Origin of the sequence: Streptomyces sp. NBRC 109706, assembly GCF_000974485.1 — a bacterium.
Lineage (GTDB): Bacteria > Actinomycetota > Actinomycetes > Streptomycetales > Streptomycetaceae > Streptomyces.
This window is the reverse complement of the sequence record NZ_BBOM01000011.1, coordinates 491,550-513,026: the sequence shown is the minus strand read 5'-3', so window position 1 is coordinate 513,026 and position 21,477 is coordinate 491,550. Positions and strand designations below refer to the sequence as shown.

The window sequence follows — 21,477 nt, the reverse complement described above, 5'->3', positions numbered from 1 at the left end:
CGGGCCGGATGTGCGGGGCCCGGGCGGCGGTGGGTGTCGGGTCAGGAGTCCCGCGCGCTGATCCATTCGTCGACGACCCGGGCCGTGTTGGTGGCGTGGGCGTCCAGGATCGAGAAGTGGTTGCCTGGCACGTCGATCGCCGTGTGGGGGAAGTCCCACGACGCCTGCCAGTCCGCAGAGGCGGGCTCCGCCTCCCCGTCCACCAGCTCGGTGGCTCGCAGGAGCAGCGTCGGCGTGGCGATCTCCGTGGGGGCCCACAGGCGGCCGAAGAGCTGCATGTACCAGCCGGTGGCGGTCAGGGCCCGGCCGTCGAGGTAGTTGTAGTCCTCGGCCCGGTCCCAACCCTCCCGCAGCCAGCCGGCGCTCAGCCGCTCCAGCTGCTCGGCCAGCGGCAGGTAGGTGTCGATCAGCACCAGGCCCGCCGGCTTCACCCCCAACGCCTCCAGGTGCGTGGCCGTCGCATGCGCCAGCCAGCCGCCGGACGACATGCCCGCCAGCACGACGCCTTCACCGTTCGGGTAGCGGCGCAGCACCGCCTCGGCCTGGAGCCTGCCGAGCGCGTCCAGGTCCGCCGGCACGGGCTCCTCGCCGCGGAAGCCGGGCATCGTGTAGAGCGACACCTCCCGGCGTCCCTGGAACTCCCGCGCGAACCGGAAGTACTGGTGCGGCCCGGCGAACGCGTTCGGCGGCGCGAAGCAGACCAGCGCCGGCCGCGCCGGTCCCTCGACCAGCCGCTCCACCTCCGGGCGCCGCCCCAGCTCCTCCGGCGTCGCGAACGTGCGCCGCAGGCTTCCGGCGGCGACCAGCAGCTGGCTCGCCACATCGATCTGGCCGGAAAGAGTTGCCCGGCCGTACAGGCTTGTCAACGAGTCGAGCGCTGTGGCGTCGTCGGGCCGCACATCGGCGACCGCCCGGATCAACTGCTGCGCCTCGGCGGTCAGCCCACGGGCGCAGGCGTCCTGGTACATCCGAACGATGGACCCGTCCGGATCGGCCACGGCACCGCCCGCCTCCTCCGGGCCTGGCTCGCCCGCGCCGGCGGAGAGAGTGCCCTCGGCGAGCAGTTCGTCGTGCAGGTGACGGGCGAGCAACGCCGGTGTGTTGCGGTCGAAGATGACCTTCGACGTCAGCCGGATCTCGGTCGTCTTGGCCAGCGCGTTCCGCAGATCCACGGTGGCGAGCGAGTCCAGGCCCAGTTCCACGAAACCCCGGTCGGCCTCCACCGACTCGGCACCGGGATACCCCAGCAGCCGCGCGACCGTCTCCCGCACCAGGTCGAGAATGCGCCGCAGCTGCTCGGCGCCGTCCAGACCGACCAGGTCCGCCACCCAGCTCCGCTCCGCCTCCTCGCGTGCCGTGGCCCGAGCGGGAGCCCGGACCAGACCGCGAAGAAGCGCCGGAACGGTCCCGGTCCCGGTGGCGGCGACGGCGCGCGTCGCGGCGAGGTCCAGGCCGATGGGGACGGTGAGTTCGGCGTTGAGGCGCAGGCCGGCGTCGAAGAGGGCAAGCCCTTCCTCGGTGCTCAGGGCCCGGATGCCGCCCCGGTTGATCCTGCCGGAGTCCGCCTCGCCGAGGGTGGCACCCATGCCGCCGCCCTCCACCGCCCACAGCCCCCACGCCATCGACACACCCGGCAAACCACGCTCACGACGCCGCGCCACCAACCCGTCCAGGAACGTATTCGCCGCCCCATAACTGGCCTGCCCCGCGTTCCCCAACACACCGGCCGCAGAAGAGAACACCACAAAGAGGTCCAAGTCCTGGTCCGCTGTCAACTCGTCCAGAACCGCCGCACCCCGCGCCTTCGGGGCCCATACCCGTTCCAGGCGTTCGGGGTTCAGTGAGGCGAACACCCCGTCGTCCAGCACGCCGGCCGCATGGACGACACCGCGCAGTGGGAAGTTCGGGTCGATCGACGCCAGCACCTCGGCCACCGCGTCCCGATCCGAGGCATCACACGCCACCGACTCCACGGACGCACCCACGCCGGCCAACCGCTCCACCAGCCCCTCGGCGACCACGCCGCTTCGGGACAGCATCAACAGCCGCCGCACCCCATGCCGTTCGGCAAGACGCTCCGCCACCAAACCCGCCAACGCACCCGAACCACCCGTGATCAACACCGTCCCATCACCACGCACCACCGCCTCACCGTCCTGAGACACCGACCCCTTCGGCACCCGCACCAGACGCGGCACCCACACCTCACCCCCACGCACCGCAACCGCAGGCTCATCCAACCCCAACAACCCACCAACAGAAACCTCGCCATCCGAGTCCGTGTCGAGGAGCATGACCCGGCCGGGCTGTTCGGCCTGCAACGCCCGCACCAACCCCCACACCGACGCCGCATCCGGATCCACCCCACCCCCACCCACCGGATCCACCGCACCCGACGTCACCACCACCAACGGCACCCCCGACCCCTCCTCCTCAACCAACCACCGCCGCAACCCAACCAACCCACCCGCCGCATCACCCAACCTCAACTCCCGCCAGTCCTCGGCGTTTTCACCCCCACCCACAACCGAAACCCACTCCACCCGGAACAACGACTCGCCAGCAGTGTTGATCGCCTCCGGCGAAAACGCCCGCAGAAGCAGCGAGGCAACGGTCACGACCGGACGCCCGGTGGCGTCCGTCGCGGTCAGGGTGAGCGCGTCCGGGCCGGACGGGCTCAGTTTGACGCGCAGGACCGAAGCCCCCGAGGCGAACAGCCGCACGCCTTCCCAGGAGAACGGCAGCCGCGTAGCCGCGTCGCTCGACACCGCATCGGCCCCGCCACCCCACGCGACCGCGTGCAGCGCCGAGTCGAGCAGCGCCGGATGCAGACCGAACGCGCCCGCCTGGTCGACCACCGAATCGGGCAACGCGACCTCGGCGAAGACATCGTTCCCCTGCCGCCACATGCGCCGCAGCCCCTGGAACGCGGCCCCGTACGCCAGCCCGCCGTCGGCCAGATCCGGGTAGGCGCCGGACACCTCCACCTCCGTCGCACCGGCCGGCGGCCACTGCGTCAACGTGTGCTCGGCGCCCGCCCGTTCCGCATCGGTGCCCAGCACGCCCACCGCATGGTGCGTCCAGCCCTGGGCGGCGCCCGGGTCGTCGTCCGAGCGGGAGTGCACGCTGACGGAACGGCGTCCGGTCTCGTCCGGGCCGCCCACGCTCACCTGCACGATGACGCCGCCCTGTTCGGGCAGCACCAACGGCGCCTGCAACGTCAGCTCCTCCACCACGCCACAGCCGGTCTGGTCGCCGGCGTAGGTGACGAGTTCCAGCAGACCCGTGCCCGGCACAAGCGTCTGGCCGGCGACGCGGTGATCGGCCAGCCAGGGGTGCGTGCGCACCGAAAGCCGCCCGGTCAGCAGAAAACCGTCGCTGTCGGCAAGCGCCACCGCCGCGCCCAGCAACGGGTGTTCGGCACGGCCAAGACCCGCCGCACTGACATCGCCCACCCGGGCGCCCGCCTCCGGCCAGAACCGCTGGTGCTGGAAGGCGTACGTCGGCACGTCCACCCGCCGGGCGCCGGTGCCCGCGAGCGCGGCCGCCCAGTCGACCGCCACGCCCACGCTCCACAGGTGCCCGACACCGGCGAACAGCGACTCGACCTCGTCGCGGCCGCCGCGCAGGGCCGGGGTGAACACGGCCTCCTCGGCGGTCTCGGCGCCGGCCGCGGACAGCACACCGTCCGGGCCGAGTTCCAGGAACGTACGCACACCCTGCCGGTGAAGGGTGGCGATCCCGTCGCCGAAACGGACCGCCCGCCGGATATGGTCCACCCAGTAGTCGGGGTCGGACAGCTGCTCCGTGGTGGCCAACTCACCCGTCACATTCGAAACCAGGGGAATGGTGGCAGGCTGGAACGTGAGCCCCGCGATCGCCGCGCGGAAATCGTCGAGCACCGGCTCCATCAGCGGCGAGTGGAAGGCATGGCTGACGGCGAGCTTTCGGGTCTTGCGCCCCTTCTTCCTCCAGACGGCGGCCACGGATCGGACCGCCCGTTCCTTGCCGGAGATCACCAGCGACGTCGGCCCGTTGATCGCCGCGATCCCCACGCTCTTGGGCAACTCGCCCAACTCGGCCTCACTGGCCTGGATCGCCACCATCGAACCACCGGCGGGCAACGACTGCATCAACCTGCCACGCGCGGCCACCAGTTCACACACATCCGCCAGCGACCACACCCCCGCACAATAGGCAGCCGACACCTCGCCGATGGAATGACCGGCCAGAAACTCGGGCCGGACACCCCAGGACTCCACCAGCCGATAGAGCGCCACCTCGACCGCGAACAACCCGGCCTGAGCATAAGCAGTCCGGTTCAACAGCTTCTGATCATCGCCGAACACCACATCCCGCAACGGCCGTTCCAAATGACGATCCAACTCACCACACACCGCGTCGAACGACTCCGCGAACACCGGAAACGCCTCATACACCTCCCGCCCCATGCCCAGGCGTTGCGCGCCCTGCCCCGTGAACAGGAACGCGGTCCGCCCGGTCCCTGATGAGGAGCCGAGCAGCGCGTCGAAGCGGGGGTCGCCCTCGGCCAGCGCCGCGAGGTCGTTGAGCAAACCGTTCCTGTCACCGGCGACCAGCGCGGCACGCGCCGCCAGGGACGCCCGCCCCGTGGCCAACGACCAGGCGATGTCGGGCAGTTCGGTGGTGACTGCGCGGGCCGCCAGATGCTGGTGCAACCGTCGCGCCTGCGCGCGCAGCGACCCTTCGTCCGTCGCCGACAGCAGAATCGGCAGAGCGGGAAGGGAACTGGCCGGGACCGTCGGCACCGCCACGGGCGGTTCTTCGATGATGGTGTGGGCGTTGGTGCCGCTGATGCCGAAGGAGGAGATGCCGGCGCGCCGGACGCGGCCCGGTTCCGGCGTCCATGGCTGCTCATCGGTCAGCAGCGAGACCGCGCCCGCCGACCAGTCGACGTGCGAGGACGGCTCGTCGGCGTGCAGGGTGCGCGGCAGCTTCTCGTTCCGCAGCGCCATGACCATCTTGATGATCCCCGCGACACCCGCAGCGGCCTGCGTGTGTCCTATGTTCGACTTGATCGATCCCAGCAGCAACGGCCGCTCTGCCGACCTGTCTTGACCATAGGTGGCGAGCAGCGCCTGGGCCTCGATCGGGTCGCCCAGCGTGGTGCCCGTGCCATGCCCCTCGACCACATCCACATCGGACGTGGACAGGCCCGCGCTCGCCAGCGCCTGGCGAATCACCCGCTGCTGCGAGGGACCGTTCGGCGCCGTCAACCCATTGGACGCACCGTCCTGGTTGACGGCCGAGCCGCGCACGATCGCGAGCACCCGGTGGCCAAGCCGTTCGGCCTCGGAAAGCCGCTCCACCAGGAGCATGCCGACGCCTTCGCCCCAGCCAACCCCGTCGGCCTGCTCGGAGAACGCCTTGCACCGCCCGTCCACCGACAACCCACGCTGCCGCGAGAACCCGATAAACGTCCCCGGCGTCGCCATCACCGTCACACCACCGGCCAACGCCATCTCACACTCACCACTACGCAACGCCTGCACCGCCAAATGCAACGCCACCAACGAGGAGGAGCACGCCGTATCCACCGTCACCGCAGGGCCTTCAAGCCCAAAGGTGTAGGACAGCCGCCCCGACGCGATACTCCCCGTCCCACCCGAACCCATCGACCCCTCAGCCTGCGGCGAAGCATGCAGAAGATCGGCGTAATCGTGGTACATCACACCCGTGAAGACTCCGGTGCGACTACCCCGCAGCGTCGCCGGATCGATCCCGGCCCGCTCGAACGCCTCCCACGTCGTCTCCAACAACAACCGCTGCTGCGGGTCGGTCGACAGCGCCTCGCGTGGCGACAGGCCGAAGAACCGAGGATCGAACGACGCGACATCCCCCAAGAAGCCGCCCTTGCGGGTGTAGGAGGTGCCGGGGTGGTCGGGATCCGGATCGTAGAGGGCGTCGAGGTCCCAACCACGATCGTCGGGGAAGTCCACCACCGCATCCGTCCCCGATGCCACCAGCTGCCACAACTCCTCGGGCGAGGTGACCCCACCCGGGAACCGACACGCCATACCCACGATCGCAATCGGCTCATCGTCCGCGCCCCGCACGGCGACGACCGTCGACTCACCCGACGTCTCGCCGACGATCTCCTGGACCAGGAACTCCGCCAACACCTCAGACGAGGGGTAGTCGAACACCAGGGTCGCCGGCAACCGCACACCCATCACCGCCGCCAGACGGTTCCGCAACTCGATAGCCGTCAACGAGTCCAGACCCAACTCGGTGAACGACTGGCCCGCGTCGATAAGGCCCGGCTGGGCGTAGCCCAACACCCCCGCCACATGCTCACGGACCACATCGAGCAACAGCCCCCGGCGCCCGGCATCGTCCAGACCCGCCAACCGGCCCGCCCAGCCCGACTCCACCGACTCACGCGCCACCACCCGCGACGGCACACGGACCAGACCACGGAACGGCGCCGGCACGCTGCCCACGGATACCGCAGCGGCACGCACCGCGGCGAGGTCCAGGCCGATGGGGACGGTGAGTTCGGCGTTCAGACGGAGACCCGCGTCGAAGAGGGCAAGCCCTTCCTCGGTGCTCAGGGCCCGGATGCCGCCCCGGTTGATCCTGCCGGAGTCCGCCTCGCCGAGAGTGGCACCCATACCGCCACCCTCCACCGCCCACAGCCCCCACGCCATCGACACACCCGGCAAACCCCGCTCACGACGCCGCGCCACCAACCCGTCCAGGAACGTATTCGCCGCCCCATAACTCGCCTGACCCGCATTCCCCAACACACCCGCCGCCGAGGAAAACACCACAAACAGATCCAGATCCAGATCCGCTGTCAGCTCGTCCAGCACGGCGGCGCCGCGCGCCTTCGGAGCCCACACCCGCTCCAAACGTTCGGCGTCCAGTGACGCGAACACCCCGTCGTCCAGTACCCCGGCCGCATGCACCACACCCCGCAACGGGAACTCCGGGTCGATCGACGCCAGCACCTCGGCCACCGCACCCCGGTCCGACACATCACACGCCACCGCCTCAACCAACGCACCCAAACCGGCCAACCGCTCCACCAGCCCCTCGGCGACCACACCACTTCGAGACAGCATCAACAACCGCCGCACCCCATGCCGCTCGGCAAGACGCTCCGCCACCAAACCCGCCAACGCACCCGAACCACCCGTGATCAACACCGTCCCATCAGCACGCACCGCAGGCTCGCCGTCCTGAGACACCGATCCCTTCGGCACCCGCACCAGACGCGGCACCCACACCTCACCCCCACGCACCGCAACCGCAGGCTCATCCAACCCCAACAACCCACCAACAGAAACCTCGCCATCCGAGTCCGTGTCGAGGAGCATGATCCGGCCGGGCTGTTCGGCCTGCAACGCCCGCACCAAACCCCACACCGACGCCGCATCCGGATCCACCCCACCCCCACCCACCGGATCCACCGCACCCGACGTCACCACCACCAACGGCACCCCCGACCCCTCCTCCTCAACCAACCACCGCCGCAGCCCAACCAACCCACCCGCCGCATCACCCAACCTCAACTCCCGCCAGTCCATAGCCTCTTCACCCCCACCCACAACCGAAACCCACTCCACCCGGAACAACGACTCCCCACCGGCACCGATCGCCTCCGGCGAAAACGCCCGCAGCGCGAGCGACGCCACCTCCGCAACCGGCCGGCCCTCACCGTCCGCGAGGAGGACGGAAACCGCCTCCCCACCGGCCGCCCGCAGCCGCACCCGAAGCGCCGACGCCCCAACTGCCCACAACGACACCCCGTTGAACACAAACGGCAACCGGCCCGTGCCATCGCTGGGCAGGACACCGCCCACACCCAGTGCATGCAACGCCGCGTCCAGCAACGCCGGATGGAGACCGAACGCACCCGCCTGATCGGCCACCGGCTCCGGCAGCACCACCTCGGCGAACACGTCCTCCCCGCGCCCCCACACCCGCCGCAGACCACGGAACCCAGGCCCATACTCCAACCCAGCCCCCGCCAACCCCTCATACAAACCCGAGAGTTCAAACTCCACCGCCCCCGCCGGCGGCCACTGCGCCAGTGACTCCTCGGCCGTGGACCTCGGCGTGCCGGTTCCGAGCAGGCCCTCGGCGTGCAGGACCCATGTCTCGTCGCTGTCCAGGCCGTCATCGACTCGGGAGTGGATGCTGGCGGCGCGCCGACCGTTCTCGTCCAGGCCACCCACTCGGACCTGGACGGTGATGCCTCCCTCCTCGGGCAGCACCAGCGGGGCCTGCAACGTCAGCTCCTCCACCAGGCCGCTACCGACCTGGTCACCCGCGTGCCGCACCAACTCCAGCAGCCCGGTGCCCGGCACGAGTACCCGTTCCGCGACGCGGTGATCGGCCAGCCAGGGGTGCGTCCGCACCGACAGCCGGCCGGTGAACACCACCCCGTCCCCCTGCGCCAACGGCACGACCGCGCCGAGCAGCGGGTGATCCGTCCGGCTCAGCCCGGCGGCCCCCACATCGCCCACCGGCGGGGCCAACTGCGGCCAGTAGCGGTCGCGTTGGAAGGCATAGGTCGGCAGGTCCACCCACCGGGCGCCGCTGCCCGCAAAGACGGCCGCCCAGTCGACTTCCGTCCCTTGCGCCCAGGCGCGCCCCAGAGCGGTGAACAACGTCGCGACCTCCGCGCGCCCGGCGCGCAACACCGGCGCGAATACGGCCTCCTCAGCGGTTTCCGCACCGGCGGCGGACAGCACACCGTCCGGGCCGAGTTCCAGGAACGTACGCACACCCTGCCGGTGAAGGGTGGCGATCCCGTCGCCGAAACGGACCGCCCGCCGGATATGGTCCACCCAGTAGTCGGGGTCGGACAGCTGCTCCGCGGTGGCCAACTCACCCGTCACATTCGAGACCAGGGGAACGGTCGGGGTCTTGAACGTCAACTCCGTGATCGCCGCGCGGAATTCGTCCAGCACCGGTTCCATCAGCGGCGAGTGGAAGGCATGGCTGACGGCAAGCCTTCGGGTCTTGCGGCCCCGTTCCTTCCACTGCTCGGCCAGCGCGACAACGGCTTCCTCGGCACCGGAAACCACCAGCGAATTGGGCCCGTTGATCGCCGCGATGCCAACCCCCGCCGGCAGCTCGCCCAACTCGTCCTCGCCCGCCTGAATCGCCACCATCGCCCCACCCACCGGCAGCGACTGCATCAACCGCCCACGCGCCGCCACCAGTTCACACGCATCCGCCAGCGACCACACCCCCGCGCAATAGGCAGCCGAGACCTCACCAATCGAATGCCCGGCCAGAAACTCAGGCCGCACCCCCCACGACTCGACGAGCCGGAACAACGACACCTCAACCGCGAACAACGCCGCCTGCGCATAAACCGTCTGACTCAACAACTCCCCATCGTCACCGAACACCACATCGCGCAACGGCCGTTCCAGATGCCGGTCCAGCCCACCGCACACCGCGTCGAACGACTCCGCGAACACCGGGAACGCCTCATACAACTCCCGGCCCATCCCGAGCCGTTGCGCGCCCTGCCCCGTGAACAGGAACGCGGTCCGCCCGGTCCCTGACGAGGAGCCGACCACCGCGTCAAACCGGGGATCGCCCTCCGCCAGACCGGTCAAGTCCGCTGCCAGCTCGCCGCGTTCACCAGCCACCAGGACGGCCCGCGCCGACAGGCCGGCACGGCCGGTCGCCGTTGAGAACGCCACATCGTGCAACGGAACCTCGTGCCGCGCAGCCAGAAATGCACCGAGCCTGCCCGCCTGCGCCCGGAGGGCCGCGTCATCATGGCCCGACAGCAGGACGGGAACGGCCGGCAGCCCGGCATCGTCCGGGCCAGTTCCCACGCCCTCCTCGTGGGCGGGCGGTTCTTCGATGATGGTGTGGGCGTTGGTGCCGCTGATGCCGAAGGAGGAGATGCCGGCGCGCCGGACGCGGCCCGGTTCCGGCGTCCATGGCTGCTCGTCGGTCAGCAGCGAGACCGCGCCCGCCGACCAGTCGACGTGCGAGGACGGCTCGTCGGCGTGCAGGGTGCGCGGCAGCTTCTCGTTCCGCAGCGCCATGACCATCTTGATGATCCCCGCGACACCCGCGGCGGCCTGGGCGTGGCCGATGTTCGACTTGATCGATCCCAGCAGCAACGGCCGCTCTGCCAACCGGTCTTGACCATAGGTGGCGAGCAGCGCCTGGGCCTCGATCGGGTCGCCCAGCGTGGTGCCCGTGCCATGCCCCTCGACCACATCCACATCGGACGTCGACAAGCCCGCGCTCGCCAACGCCTGGCGAATCACCCGCTGCTGCGAAGGGCCGTTCGGCGCCGTCAACCCATTGGACGCACCGTCCTGGTTGACGGCCGAACCCCGCACCACCGCCAACACCCGATGCCCGTGCGCCCGCGCATCCGACAACCGCTCCACCAGGAGCATGCCGACGCCTTCACCCCAGCCGACCCCGTCGGCCTGCTCGGAGAACGCCTTGCACCGCCCGTCCACCGACAACCCACGCTGCCGCGAGAACCCGATAAACGTCCCCGGCGTCGCCATCACCGTCACACCACCGGCCAACGCCATCTCACACTCACCACTACGCAACGCCTGCACCGCCAAATGCAACGCCACCAATGAGGAGGAGCACGCCGTATCCACCGTCACCGCAGGACCCTCAAGGCCAAAGGTGTAGGACAGCCGCCCCGACGCGATACTCCCCGTCCCGCCCGAACCCATCGACCCCTCAGCCTGCGGCGAAGCATGCAGAAGATCGGCATAGTCGTGATACATCACACCCGTGAAGACTCCGGTGCGACTACCCCGCAGCGTCGCCGGGTCGATCCCGGCTCGCTCGAACGCCTCCCAGGTCGTCTCCAACAGCAGCCGCTGCTGCGGGTCGGTCGACAGCGCCTCACGCGGCGACAGACCAAAGAACCGAGGATCGAACGACGCGACATCCCCCAGGAAGCCGCCCTTACGGGTGTAGGAGGTGCCCGGGTGGTCGGGGTCAGGATCGTAGAGGGCGTCGAGGTCCCAGCCACGGTCGTCGGGGAAGTCCACCACCGCATCCGTCCCCGATGCCACCAGCTGCCACAACTCCTCGGGCGAGGTGACCCCACCCGGGAACCGACACGCCATACCCACGATCGCAATCGGCTCGTCATCGGCGCCCCGCACGGCGACGACCGTCGACTCACCCGACGTCTCGCCGACGATCTCCTGGACCAGGAACTCCGCCAGCACCTCAGAGGTGGGGTAGTCGAACACCAGGGTCGCCGGCAACCGCACACCCATCACCGCCGCCAGACGGTTCCGCAACTCGATAGCCGTCAACGAGTCCAGACCCAACTCCGTAAACGACTGCCCCGCATCGACAAGACCCGGCTGGGCATACCCCAACACCCCCGCCACATGCTCACGGACCACATCGAGCAACAGCCCCCGGCGCCCGGCATCGTCCAGACCCGCCAACCGGCCCGCCCAGCCCGACTCCACCGACTCACGCGCCACCACCCGCGACGACACACGGACCAGACCACGGAACGGCGCCGGCACCACCCCGGTGGATGCGGCCGCCGAACGCAACGCCCCAAGATCCAGCCCAATGGGTACAGTTAGCGCCTCGTTCAGGCGCAGGCTCGCATCGAAGAGAGCAAGCCCCTCGTCCGCTGTCAGGGCCCGGACTCCCCCTCGGCCGAGCCGGTCGGACTCGGCCTCGCCAAGGGTGGCCCCCATGCCGCCGCCCTCCACCGCCCACAGCCCCCAGGCCATCGACACACCCGGCAGCCCCCGCTCACGACGCCGCGCCACCAACCCGTCCAGGAACGTATTCGCCGCCCCATAACTGGCCTGACCCGCATTCCCCAACACACCCGAGGAAGACGAGAACACCACAAAGAAGTCCAAGTCCAGATCCGCCGTCAACTCATCCAGAACCGCCGCACCCCGCGCCTTGGGCGCCCACACCCGCTCCAAACGCTCCGGATCCAGCGACGAGAACACCCCGTCATCCAGCACCCCCGCCGCATGGACGACACCCCGCAACGGGAACTCCGCACCGACCGCAGCCACCACCCCGGCCACCGCATCCCGATCCGACACATCACACGCCACCGCCTCCACGGACGCACCCAAACCGGCCAACCGCTCCACCAGGCCCTCGGCGACCACACCACTTCGGGACAGCATCAACAACCGCCGCACCCCATGCCGTTCGGCAAGACGCTCCGCCACCAAACCCGCCAACGCACCCGAACCACCCGTAACCAACACCGTCCCATCACCACGCACCACCGACTCGCCGCCCTGAGGCACCGACGCCAACGGCACCCGCACCAGACGCGGCACCCACACCTCACCCCCACGCACCGCAACCGCAGGCTCATCCAACCCCAACAACCCACCAACAGAAACCTCGTCGTCCGTGTCGACGAGCATGATCCGGCCGGGCTGTTCGGCCTGCAGCGCTCGCACCAAACCCCACACCGACGCCGCATCCGGATCCACCCCACCCCCACCCACCGGATCCACCGCACCCGACGTCACCACCACCAAAGGCACACCCGACCCCTCCTCCTCAACCAACCACCGCCGCAACCCAACCAACCCACCCGCCGCATCACCCAACCTCAACTCCCGCCAATCCCCAGCCCCTTCACCCCCACCCACAACCGGAACCCACTCCACCCGGAACAACGACTCCCCACCGACACCGATCGCCTCCGGCGAAAACGCCCGCAACCCCAAAGACGCCACCGCAACGGGCTGCCCCTGGCCATCCGCGAGCAGCATCGACACCAGGTCCGAGCCGATGGCCCGCAGCCGCACCCGAAGCACCGACGCGCCAACCGCCCACAACGACACCCCGTTGAACACAAACGGCAGCCGCCCCACCCCATCGGCAGCAACCACACCGCCCACGCCCAGCGCATGCAACGCCGCGTCCAGCAACGCCGGATGGAGACCGAACGCACCCGCCTGATCGGCCACCGACTCGGGCAGCACCACCTCGGCGAACACGTCCTCCCCGCGCCGCCACACCCGCCGCAGACCACGGAACCCAGGCCCATACTCCAACCCAGCCCCCGCCAACCCCTCATACAAACCCGAGAGTTCAAACTCCACCGCCCCCGCCGGCGGCCACTGGGCGAAGTCGAACGCTTCGTCGGGACGTCGTCCGTCGGCCAGTACGCCGGCGGCATGCTGCGTCCACACCGGCATATCTCCGGCGTCATCGTCCGACCGCGCATACACGCCGATCGAGCGGCGCCCCGTCTCGTCGGGGGCGCCGACGCTGACCTGCACGGTGACGCCACCGTTCTCCGGCAGCACCAGCGGGGCCTGCAAGGTCAGCTCCTCGACCAGTCCGCTACCGACCTGGTCACCCGCGTGCAGGGCGAGTTCCAGCAGGGCCGTGCCGGGGACCACCACCCGTCCGGCGACGCGGTGATCGGCCAGCCAGGGGTGGGTCCGCAGCGACAGGCGGCCGGTGAACACCAGCCCATCGCTGTCGGCCAGTGCCACGATGGCGCCGAGCAGGGGGTGTTCCGTTTGGTCCAGGCCGGCGGCACCCACATCGCCCACCCAGCCAAGCACATTGGGCCAGAACCGCTCGCGTTGGAAGGCATAGGTCGGCACATCGACTCGCCGCACGCCGGTGCCCGCGAAGACGGCTGCCCAGTCGACAGCCGTGCCATGCGCCCAGGCGCGCCCCAGAGCGGTGAACAGCGTCGCGGTCTCCGCGCGCCCGGCGCGCAACACCGGCGCGAATACGGCCTCCTCGGCGGTTTCCGCACCGGCGGCGGACAGCACGCCGTCCGGGCCGAGTTCCAGGAACGTACGCACGCCCTCGCCCTGGAGCGTGGTGATCCCGTCGGCAAAACGGACCGCCTGCCGGATATGGTCCACCCAGTAGCCGGGGTCGGACAGCTGTTCCGCGGTGGCCAGCCCACCCGTCACATTCGAGATCAGCGGAATCGTCGGGGCCTGGAACGTCAACCCGGCAATGGCCGCACGGAATTCGTCCAACACCGGTTCCATCAACGGCGAGTGGAACGCATGACTGACGGCGAGCCGTCGCGTCTTCCGCCCCCGCTCCTTCCACTCCCCGGCCAACGCGACAACGGCTTCCTCGGCACCGGAAACCACCAGCGAATTGGGCCCGTTGATCGCCGCGATGCCAACCCCCGCCGGCAGCTCGCCCAACTCGGCCTCGGCAGCCTGAATCGCCACCATCGCCCCACCCACCGGCAACGACTGCATCAACCGCCCACGCGCCGCCACCAGTTCACACGCATCCGCCAGCGACCACACCCCCGCGCAATAGGCAGCCGAGACCTCACCGATCGAATGTCCCGCCAGGAACTCAGGCCGCACCCCCCACGACTCGACGAGCCGGAACAACGACACCTCGACCGCGAACAACGCCGCCTGCGCATAAACCGTCTGACTCAACAACTCCCCATCGTCACCGAACACCACCTCCGAAAGCGACCGCCCCAGACGCCCATCCAACTCCCCACCCACCGCATCAAACGACTCAGCGAACACCGGGAACGCCGCATACAACTCCCGGCCCATCCCGAGCCGCTGCGCGCCCTGCCCCGTGAACAGAAAGGCCAACCGGCCGCCTTCGGCCGAGGAGCCGACCGCCGCGTCGAGTCGGGGATCGCCCACGGCCAGGCCGTCCAGCCCTTCGAGCGCGCTGCCACGGTCGGCGGCGACCAGGACGGCCCGCGTGGAGAGAGCCGCACGGCTCGTTGCCAGGGTGAACGCCACGTCGGGCAACGGGCGTCGGGCGTTTGTGGCGAGGTGTTCGCCGAGTCGTCGTGCCTGGGCCCGGAGCGCCGTGGTGTCGCGTGCGGACAGGAGGATGGGCAGCGCGGGAAGGTCAGCGGCGACGGCGCTGGGGGCGGCGGGGGCCGGCGCCTGGTATTCCTCGATGATGGTGTGGGCGTTGGTGCCGCTGATGCCGAAGGAGGAGATGCCCGCGCGGCGGACGCGGCCCGGCTCCGGCGTCCATGGCTGCTCGTCGGTCAGCAGCGAGACGGCGCCCGCCGACCAGTCCACATGGGAGGACGGCTCGTCGGCGTGCAGCGTGGGGGGCAACACCCCATGACGCAGCGCCATCACCATCTTGATGATCCCGGCGACGCCCGCGGCGGCCTGGGCGTGGCCCACATTGGACTTGATCGAGCCGAGCCACAGCGGCCGTTCCTCGTCACGGCCCTGGCCATAGGTGGCGAGCAGCGCCTGGGCCTCGATCGGGTCGCCCAGCGTGGTGCCCGTGCCGTGTGCCTCGACCACATCCACATCGGACGTGGACAGGCCCGCGCTCGCCAGGGCCTGGCGGATCACCCGCTGCTGCGAGGGGCCGTTCGGCGCGGTGATGCCGTTGGAGGCGCCGTCCTGGTTGACGGCGGAGCCGCGCACGATCGCGAGCACGGGGTGGCCAAGCCGTTCGGCCTCGGAAAGCCGCTCCACCAGGAGCACGCCGACGCCTTCGCCCCAGCCGACGCCGTCGGCCTGCTCGGAGAACGCCTTGCACCGCCCGTCCACCGACAGCCCACGCTGCCGCGAGAACCCGATAAACGTCCCCGGCGTCGCCATCACCGTCACACCACCGGCCAACGCCATCTCACACTCACCACTACGCAACGCCTGCACCGCAAGATGCAGCGCCACCAGCGACGACGAGCACGCCGTGTCCACCGTCACCGCAGGGCCTTCAAGGCCGAAGGTGTAGGACAGCCGGCCGGAGGCCATGCTGACGGTGTCGCCGGAGCCGACCGCTCCTTCCGCTTCGTTGGAGAAGCGTAGGAGATCGGCGTAGTCGTGGTACATCACGCCGGTGAAGACTCCGGTGCGACTGCCGCGCAGCGTGGCCGGATCGATCCCGGCCCGCTCGAACGCCTCCCACGTCGTCTCCAACAGCAGCCGCTGCTGCGGGTCGGTCGACAGCGCCTCACGCGGCGACAGGCCGAAGAACCGCGGGTCGAACAACGCGACATCCCCCAGGAAGCCGCCCTTGCGGGTGTAGGAGGTGCCCGGGTGGTCGGGGTCGGGGTCGTAGAGGGCGTCGAGGTCCCAGCCACGATCGTCGGGGAAGTCCACCACCGCATCCGTCCCCGATGCCACCAACTGCCACAACTCCTCGGGCGAGGTGACCCCACCCGGGAACCGGCACGCCATACCCACGATCGCGATCGGCTCGTCGTCCGCACCGCGCACGGCGACCACGGCCGGTGCCTCCGGCGTCTCACCCACCACTTCCCGGACCAGGAACTCCGCCAACACCTCGGACGAGGGGTAGTCGAACACCAGGGTCGCCGGCAACCGCACACCCATCACCGCCGCCAGACGGTTCCGCAACTCGATGGCCGTCAGCGAGTCCAGACCCAACTCGGTGAACGACTGGCCGGCGTCGACAAGACCCGGCTGGGCGTAGCCCAACACCCCCGCCACATGCTCACGGACCACATCGAGCAGCAGCCTGCGGCGCCCGGCGTCGTCCAGGCCGGCCAACCGGCCCGCCCAGCCGGTATCCGTTGCGGCGGCGGCCCGCGTCGAGTTGCGCGACGGCACGCGGATCAGGCCACGGAACGGCGCCGGAACGCTGCCCACGGACGCGGCGGCGGCGCGCATCGCGGCGAGGTCCAGGCCGATGGGGACGGTCAGCGCCTCGTTCAGGCGCAGGCTCGCGTCAAAGAGGGCGAGCCCTTCGTCGGCCTCCAGTCCGCGCACGCCTGCTCTGGCCATCCGGCCCGAGTCCGCGTCGCCAAGGGTGGCCCCCATGCCGCCGCCCTCGACCGCCCATAGCCCCCAGGCCATCGACACACCCGGCAGCCCCCGCTCACGACGCCGCGCCACCAACCCGTCCAGGAACGTATTCGCCGCCCCATAACTCGCCTGACCCGCATTCCCCAACACACCCGAGGAAGACGAGAACACCACAAAGAAATCCAAGTCCAGATCCGCCGTCAACTCATCCAGAACCGCCGCACCCCGCGCCTTGGGCGCCCACACCCGCTCCAAACGCTCCGGATCCAGCGACGAGAACACCCCGTCATCCAGCACCCCAGCCGCATGGACGACACCCCGCAACGGGAACTCCGCACCGACCGCAGCCACCACCCCGGCCACCGCATCCCGATCCGACACATCACACGCCACCGCCTCCACGGACGCACCCAAACCGGCCAACCGCTCCACCAGCCCCTCCCCGACCACACCACTTCGAGACAGCATCAACAACCGCCGCACCCCATGCCGTTCAGCAAGACGCTCCGCCACCAAACCCGCCAACGCACCCGAACCACCCGTGATCAACACCGTCCCATCACCACGCACCACCGCCTCACCGTCCACAGGCACCGACGCCAACGGCACCCGCACCAGACGCGGCACCCACACCTCACCCCCACGCACCGCAACCGCAGGCTCGTCCAACCCCAACAACCCACCGACAGAAACCTCGCCATCCGAGGCCGCATCCGTGTCGACGAGCATGACCCGCCCCGGATACTCCGCCTGCAACGCCCGCACCAACCCCCACACCGACGCCGCATCCGGATCCACCCCACCCCCACCCACCGGATCCACCGCACCCGACGTCACCACCACCAAAGGCACACCCGACCCCTCCTCCTCAACCAACCACCGCCGCAACCCAACCAACCCACCCGCCGCATCACCCAACCTCAACTCCCGCCAATCCCCAGCCCCTTCACCCCCACCCACAACCGGAACCCACTCCACCCGGAACAACGACTCCCCACCGACACCGATCGCCTCCGGCGAAAACGCCCGCAGCGCGAGCGACGCGATCTCGGCGACCGGCCGCCCCGTACCGTCCGCAAGGAGGACGGAGACCGCGTCCCCGTCAGCCGCGCGCAGCCGTGCGCGAAGCACCGACGCGCCAACCGCCCACAACGACACCCCGCCGAACACAAACGGCAGCCGGCCCGCGCCGTCGCTGGGGATGACACCGCCCACGCCCAAGGCGTGCAGGGCCGCGTCGGACAGCGCCGGGTGCAGGCCGAAGGTGCCCGCCTGGTCGGCGACCGGCTCCGGCAGCACCACCTCGGCGAAGACGTCCTCGCCGCGCCGCCAGGCCCGCCGCAGGCCACGGAAGCCCGGGCCGTAGTCGAGCCCGACCCAGGCCATGCCCTCATACAGGCCCGACAGGTCCAGTTCCTCGGCGTCCGCCGGCGGCCACTGCACCAGCGTGGCGTCGTCGGCGGGTGGCCGGGTGGTGGAGGGGGCGAGGACCGCGCGGGCGTGCCGGGTCCACGGGTAGTCGGTGTCGGCGCCTTCGGGGCGGCAGTAGATGCCCGTGTCTCGCCGGCCGGTGTCGTCCGGGCCGCCGATGCTCACCTGTATGACGACGCCGTCCTCGGGGGGCAGGACCAGCGGTGTTTCCAGGGTGAGTTCGTCGACCGTGCCGCAGCCGACCCGTTCGCCGGCGTGCAGGGCGAGTTCCAGCAGGGCCGTGCCGGGGACCACCACCCGTCCGGCGACCTGGTGGTCGGCGAGCCAGGGGTGGGTCCGGATGGACAGGCGGCCGGTGAGCAGCAGGCCGTCGCCTTCCGCCAGCGGCACGGCCGCGCCGAGCAGCGGGTGCTGCGCCTGGTCGAGGCCGACGGCGGAGACCTCGCCCGGGAGGGCGGCCAGATTCTCCAGCCAGAACCGCTGGCGCTGGAAGGCATAGGTCGGCAGGTCGACTCGCTGGGCGCCGGTGCCGTCGAACACGGCCGCCCAGTCGATGGCCGTGCCAACGGTCCATGCGCGGCTGAGGGCGGTCAGCAGCGTCTCGATTTCGTCGCGCCCGGCGCGCAGCGCCGACACAAACACCGCGTCCTCGGCCGTGTCCGCGCCGGCGGCGGACAGCACGCCGTCCGGGCCGAGTTCGAGGAAGGTACGCACGCCCTCGCCCTGGAGCGTGGTGATCCCGTCGGCGAAACGAACGGCCTGCCGGATATGGTCCACCCAGTAGCCGGGGTCGGAGAGCTGTTCCGCGGTGGCCAGCCCACCCGTCACATTAGACACCAGGGGAAGGGTCGGGGCCTGGAACGTCAACCCGGCAATGGCCGTCCTGAACTCGTCCAACACCGGTTCCATCAGCGGTGAGTGGAACGCATGACTGACGGCGAGCCGTCGCGTCTTCCGCCCTCGCTCCTTCCATTCCCCCGCCAACGCGATAACGGCTTCCTCGGCACCGGAAACCACCAGCGAATTGGGCCCGTTGATCGCCGCGATGCCAACCCCCGCCGGCAGCTCGCCCAACTCGGCCTCGCTCGCCTGGATCGCCACCATCGCCCCACCCACCGGCAACGACTGCATCAACCGCCCACGAGCCGCCACCAGTTCACACGCATCGGCCAGCGACCACACCCCCGCGCAATAGGCAGCCGAGACCTCGCCGATCGAATGCCCCGCCAGAAACTCAGGCCGCACCCCCCACGATTCGACGAGCCGGAACAACGACACCTCAACCGCGAACAACGCCGCCTGCGCATAAACCGTCTGATTCAACAACTCCGCATCATCCCCGAACACCACCTCCGAAAGCGACCGCCCCAGACGCCCATCCAGCTCCCCACACACCGCGTCAAACGACTCAGCGAACACCGGGAACCCGGCATACAACTCCCGCCCCATCCCCACCCGCTGCGCGCCCTGCCCCGTGAACAGAAAGGCGAGTTTGCCCTTGCCGACTGTTCCTTCGAGCACGGCCGCGTCGAAGGAGCCGCCGGCGAGCGCGGCGGTGCCTTCGAGGAGACGTTCGCGGTCGCCGGCGAGCACGACGGCGCGGTGTTGGAGGCCGGCGCGGGTGGTGGCGGCGGCGAACGAGACGTCGGCGAGGCGCAGTTCGGGGCGTTCTTCGAGCCAGGACCGCAGGCTGGTGGCCTGTCCGCGCAGCGCTTCGACGCTGTGGCCGGAGAGGGGCACGGGGAGGACGGGAAGCGGGCGGGTGGGCGCGGCCCGGTCCGGCTCGGCGGCGGGCGTGGGGGTGTCGTCGCCGTCCTCCTTGGTGGCCCATTCGGCGCCGTCGGTCAACTGCTCGACGATGACATGGGCGTTGGTGCCGCTGATGCCGAAGGAGGAGACGGCGGCCCGGCGTGGCTGGCCGGTTTCGGGCCAGGGGCGGGCCTCGGTGAGGAGGGAGACGTCGCCGGCGGACCAGTCGACGTGGGGTGTCGGCTCGTCGACGTTCAGGGTGCGGGGCAGGATGCCGTCGCGGAGCGCCATGACCATTTTGATGATGCCGCCGACGCCCGAAGCGGCCTGTGCGTGACCGATGTTGGACTTCAGGGAGCCGAGCCACAGGGGGCGGCCCTCGGGGCGGTTCTGGCCGTAGGTGGCGAGGAGTGCCTGGGCCTCGATGGGGTCGCCGAGTCGGGTGCCGGTGCCGTGTGCTTCGACGGTGTCGATCTGTGCGGCCGAGAGGCGGGCGTTGTCGAGGGCCTGGCGGATGACGCGTTGCTGTGCGGGGCCGTTCGGTGCGGTGAGGCCGTTGGAGGCACCGTCCTGGTTGATGGCGGAGCCTCGGACCACGGCGAGGATCTGGTGGCCGTTGCGGCGGGCGTCGGAGAGGCGTTCGAGCAGCAGCATGCCGATGCCCTCGCCCCAGCCGACTCCGTCGGCGGCGGCGGCGAAGGACTTGCAGCGGCCGTCCTGGGCGAGGCCACCCTGGCGGACGAAGTCGGCGAAGGCGCCCGGGGCGGACATGACGGTGACGCCGCCGGCGAGGGCCATGTCGCAGTCGCCGTCGCGGAGTTCCTGGCAGGCCAGGTGGAGTGCGACCAGCGAGGAGGAGCAGGCGGTGTCGAGGGTGACGGCGGGGCCTTCCAGGCCCATGGTGTAGGCGACGCGGCCGGAGGCGATGCTGTCGGAGTTGCCGTTGCCGAGGTAGGCCTCGACGCCTTCGGGGATGTCCAGCAGGCGGGCGGAGTAGTCGTTGTAGGTGACGCCGGCGAAGACTCCCGTCCGGCTGCCGCGCGCGGTGGTCGGATCGATGCCGGCGCGTTCGAATGCCTCCCAGGACGCTTCGAGCAGCAGCCGGTGCTGCGGGTCCATGGCCAGCGCCTCACGCGGTGAGATGCCGAAGAACGCCGGGTCGAACTCGGCGGCGTCGTAGAGGAATCCGCCTTCCCTGGTGAACGGTGCCATGGCCGCGTCGGACGGTTGGGTGTCGGCCTCGGCCTCCTCCAGGCCGGTCAGGTCCCATCCACGGTTGTCGGGGAAGGGACCCACGCCTTCCTCGCCCTCGCGGACGAGGCGCCACAGGTCCTCGGGGGAACGGACTCCGCCGGGGTAGCGGCAGCTCATGCCGACGATGGCGATGGGCTCGTGGGACTTGGCCTCCACCTCACGCAGGCGCCGCCGGGCGATGCGCAGGTCAGCGGTCGCCCGCTTGAGGTACTCGAGAGCCTTTTTCTCGTTGCCCATGTCTACCGTCATCCTCCGCGCAGAGTGAAGCCTGGGAAGCAGC

1 protein-coding gene is annotated in these 21,477 nt (G+C 70.2%); it reads right to left on the bottom strand.

From position 1 onward, the window contains the following. Positions 1-41 precede the first annotated feature (41 nt). Entirely contained in the window at positions 42-21,434 is a 21,393-nt protein-coding gene (locus AOM46_RS26755) for a type I polyketide synthase (protein ID WP_062216000.1), read from the bottom strand. Positions 21,435-21,477 lie beyond the last annotated feature (43 nt).

Bases quoted from the DNA above. Each gene is read 5' to 3' on its own strand.
- AOM46_RS26755 (WP_062216000.1), bottom strand. From the start codon at position 21,434: ATGGGCAACGAGAAAAAGGCTCTCGAGTACCTCAAGCGGGCGACCGCT.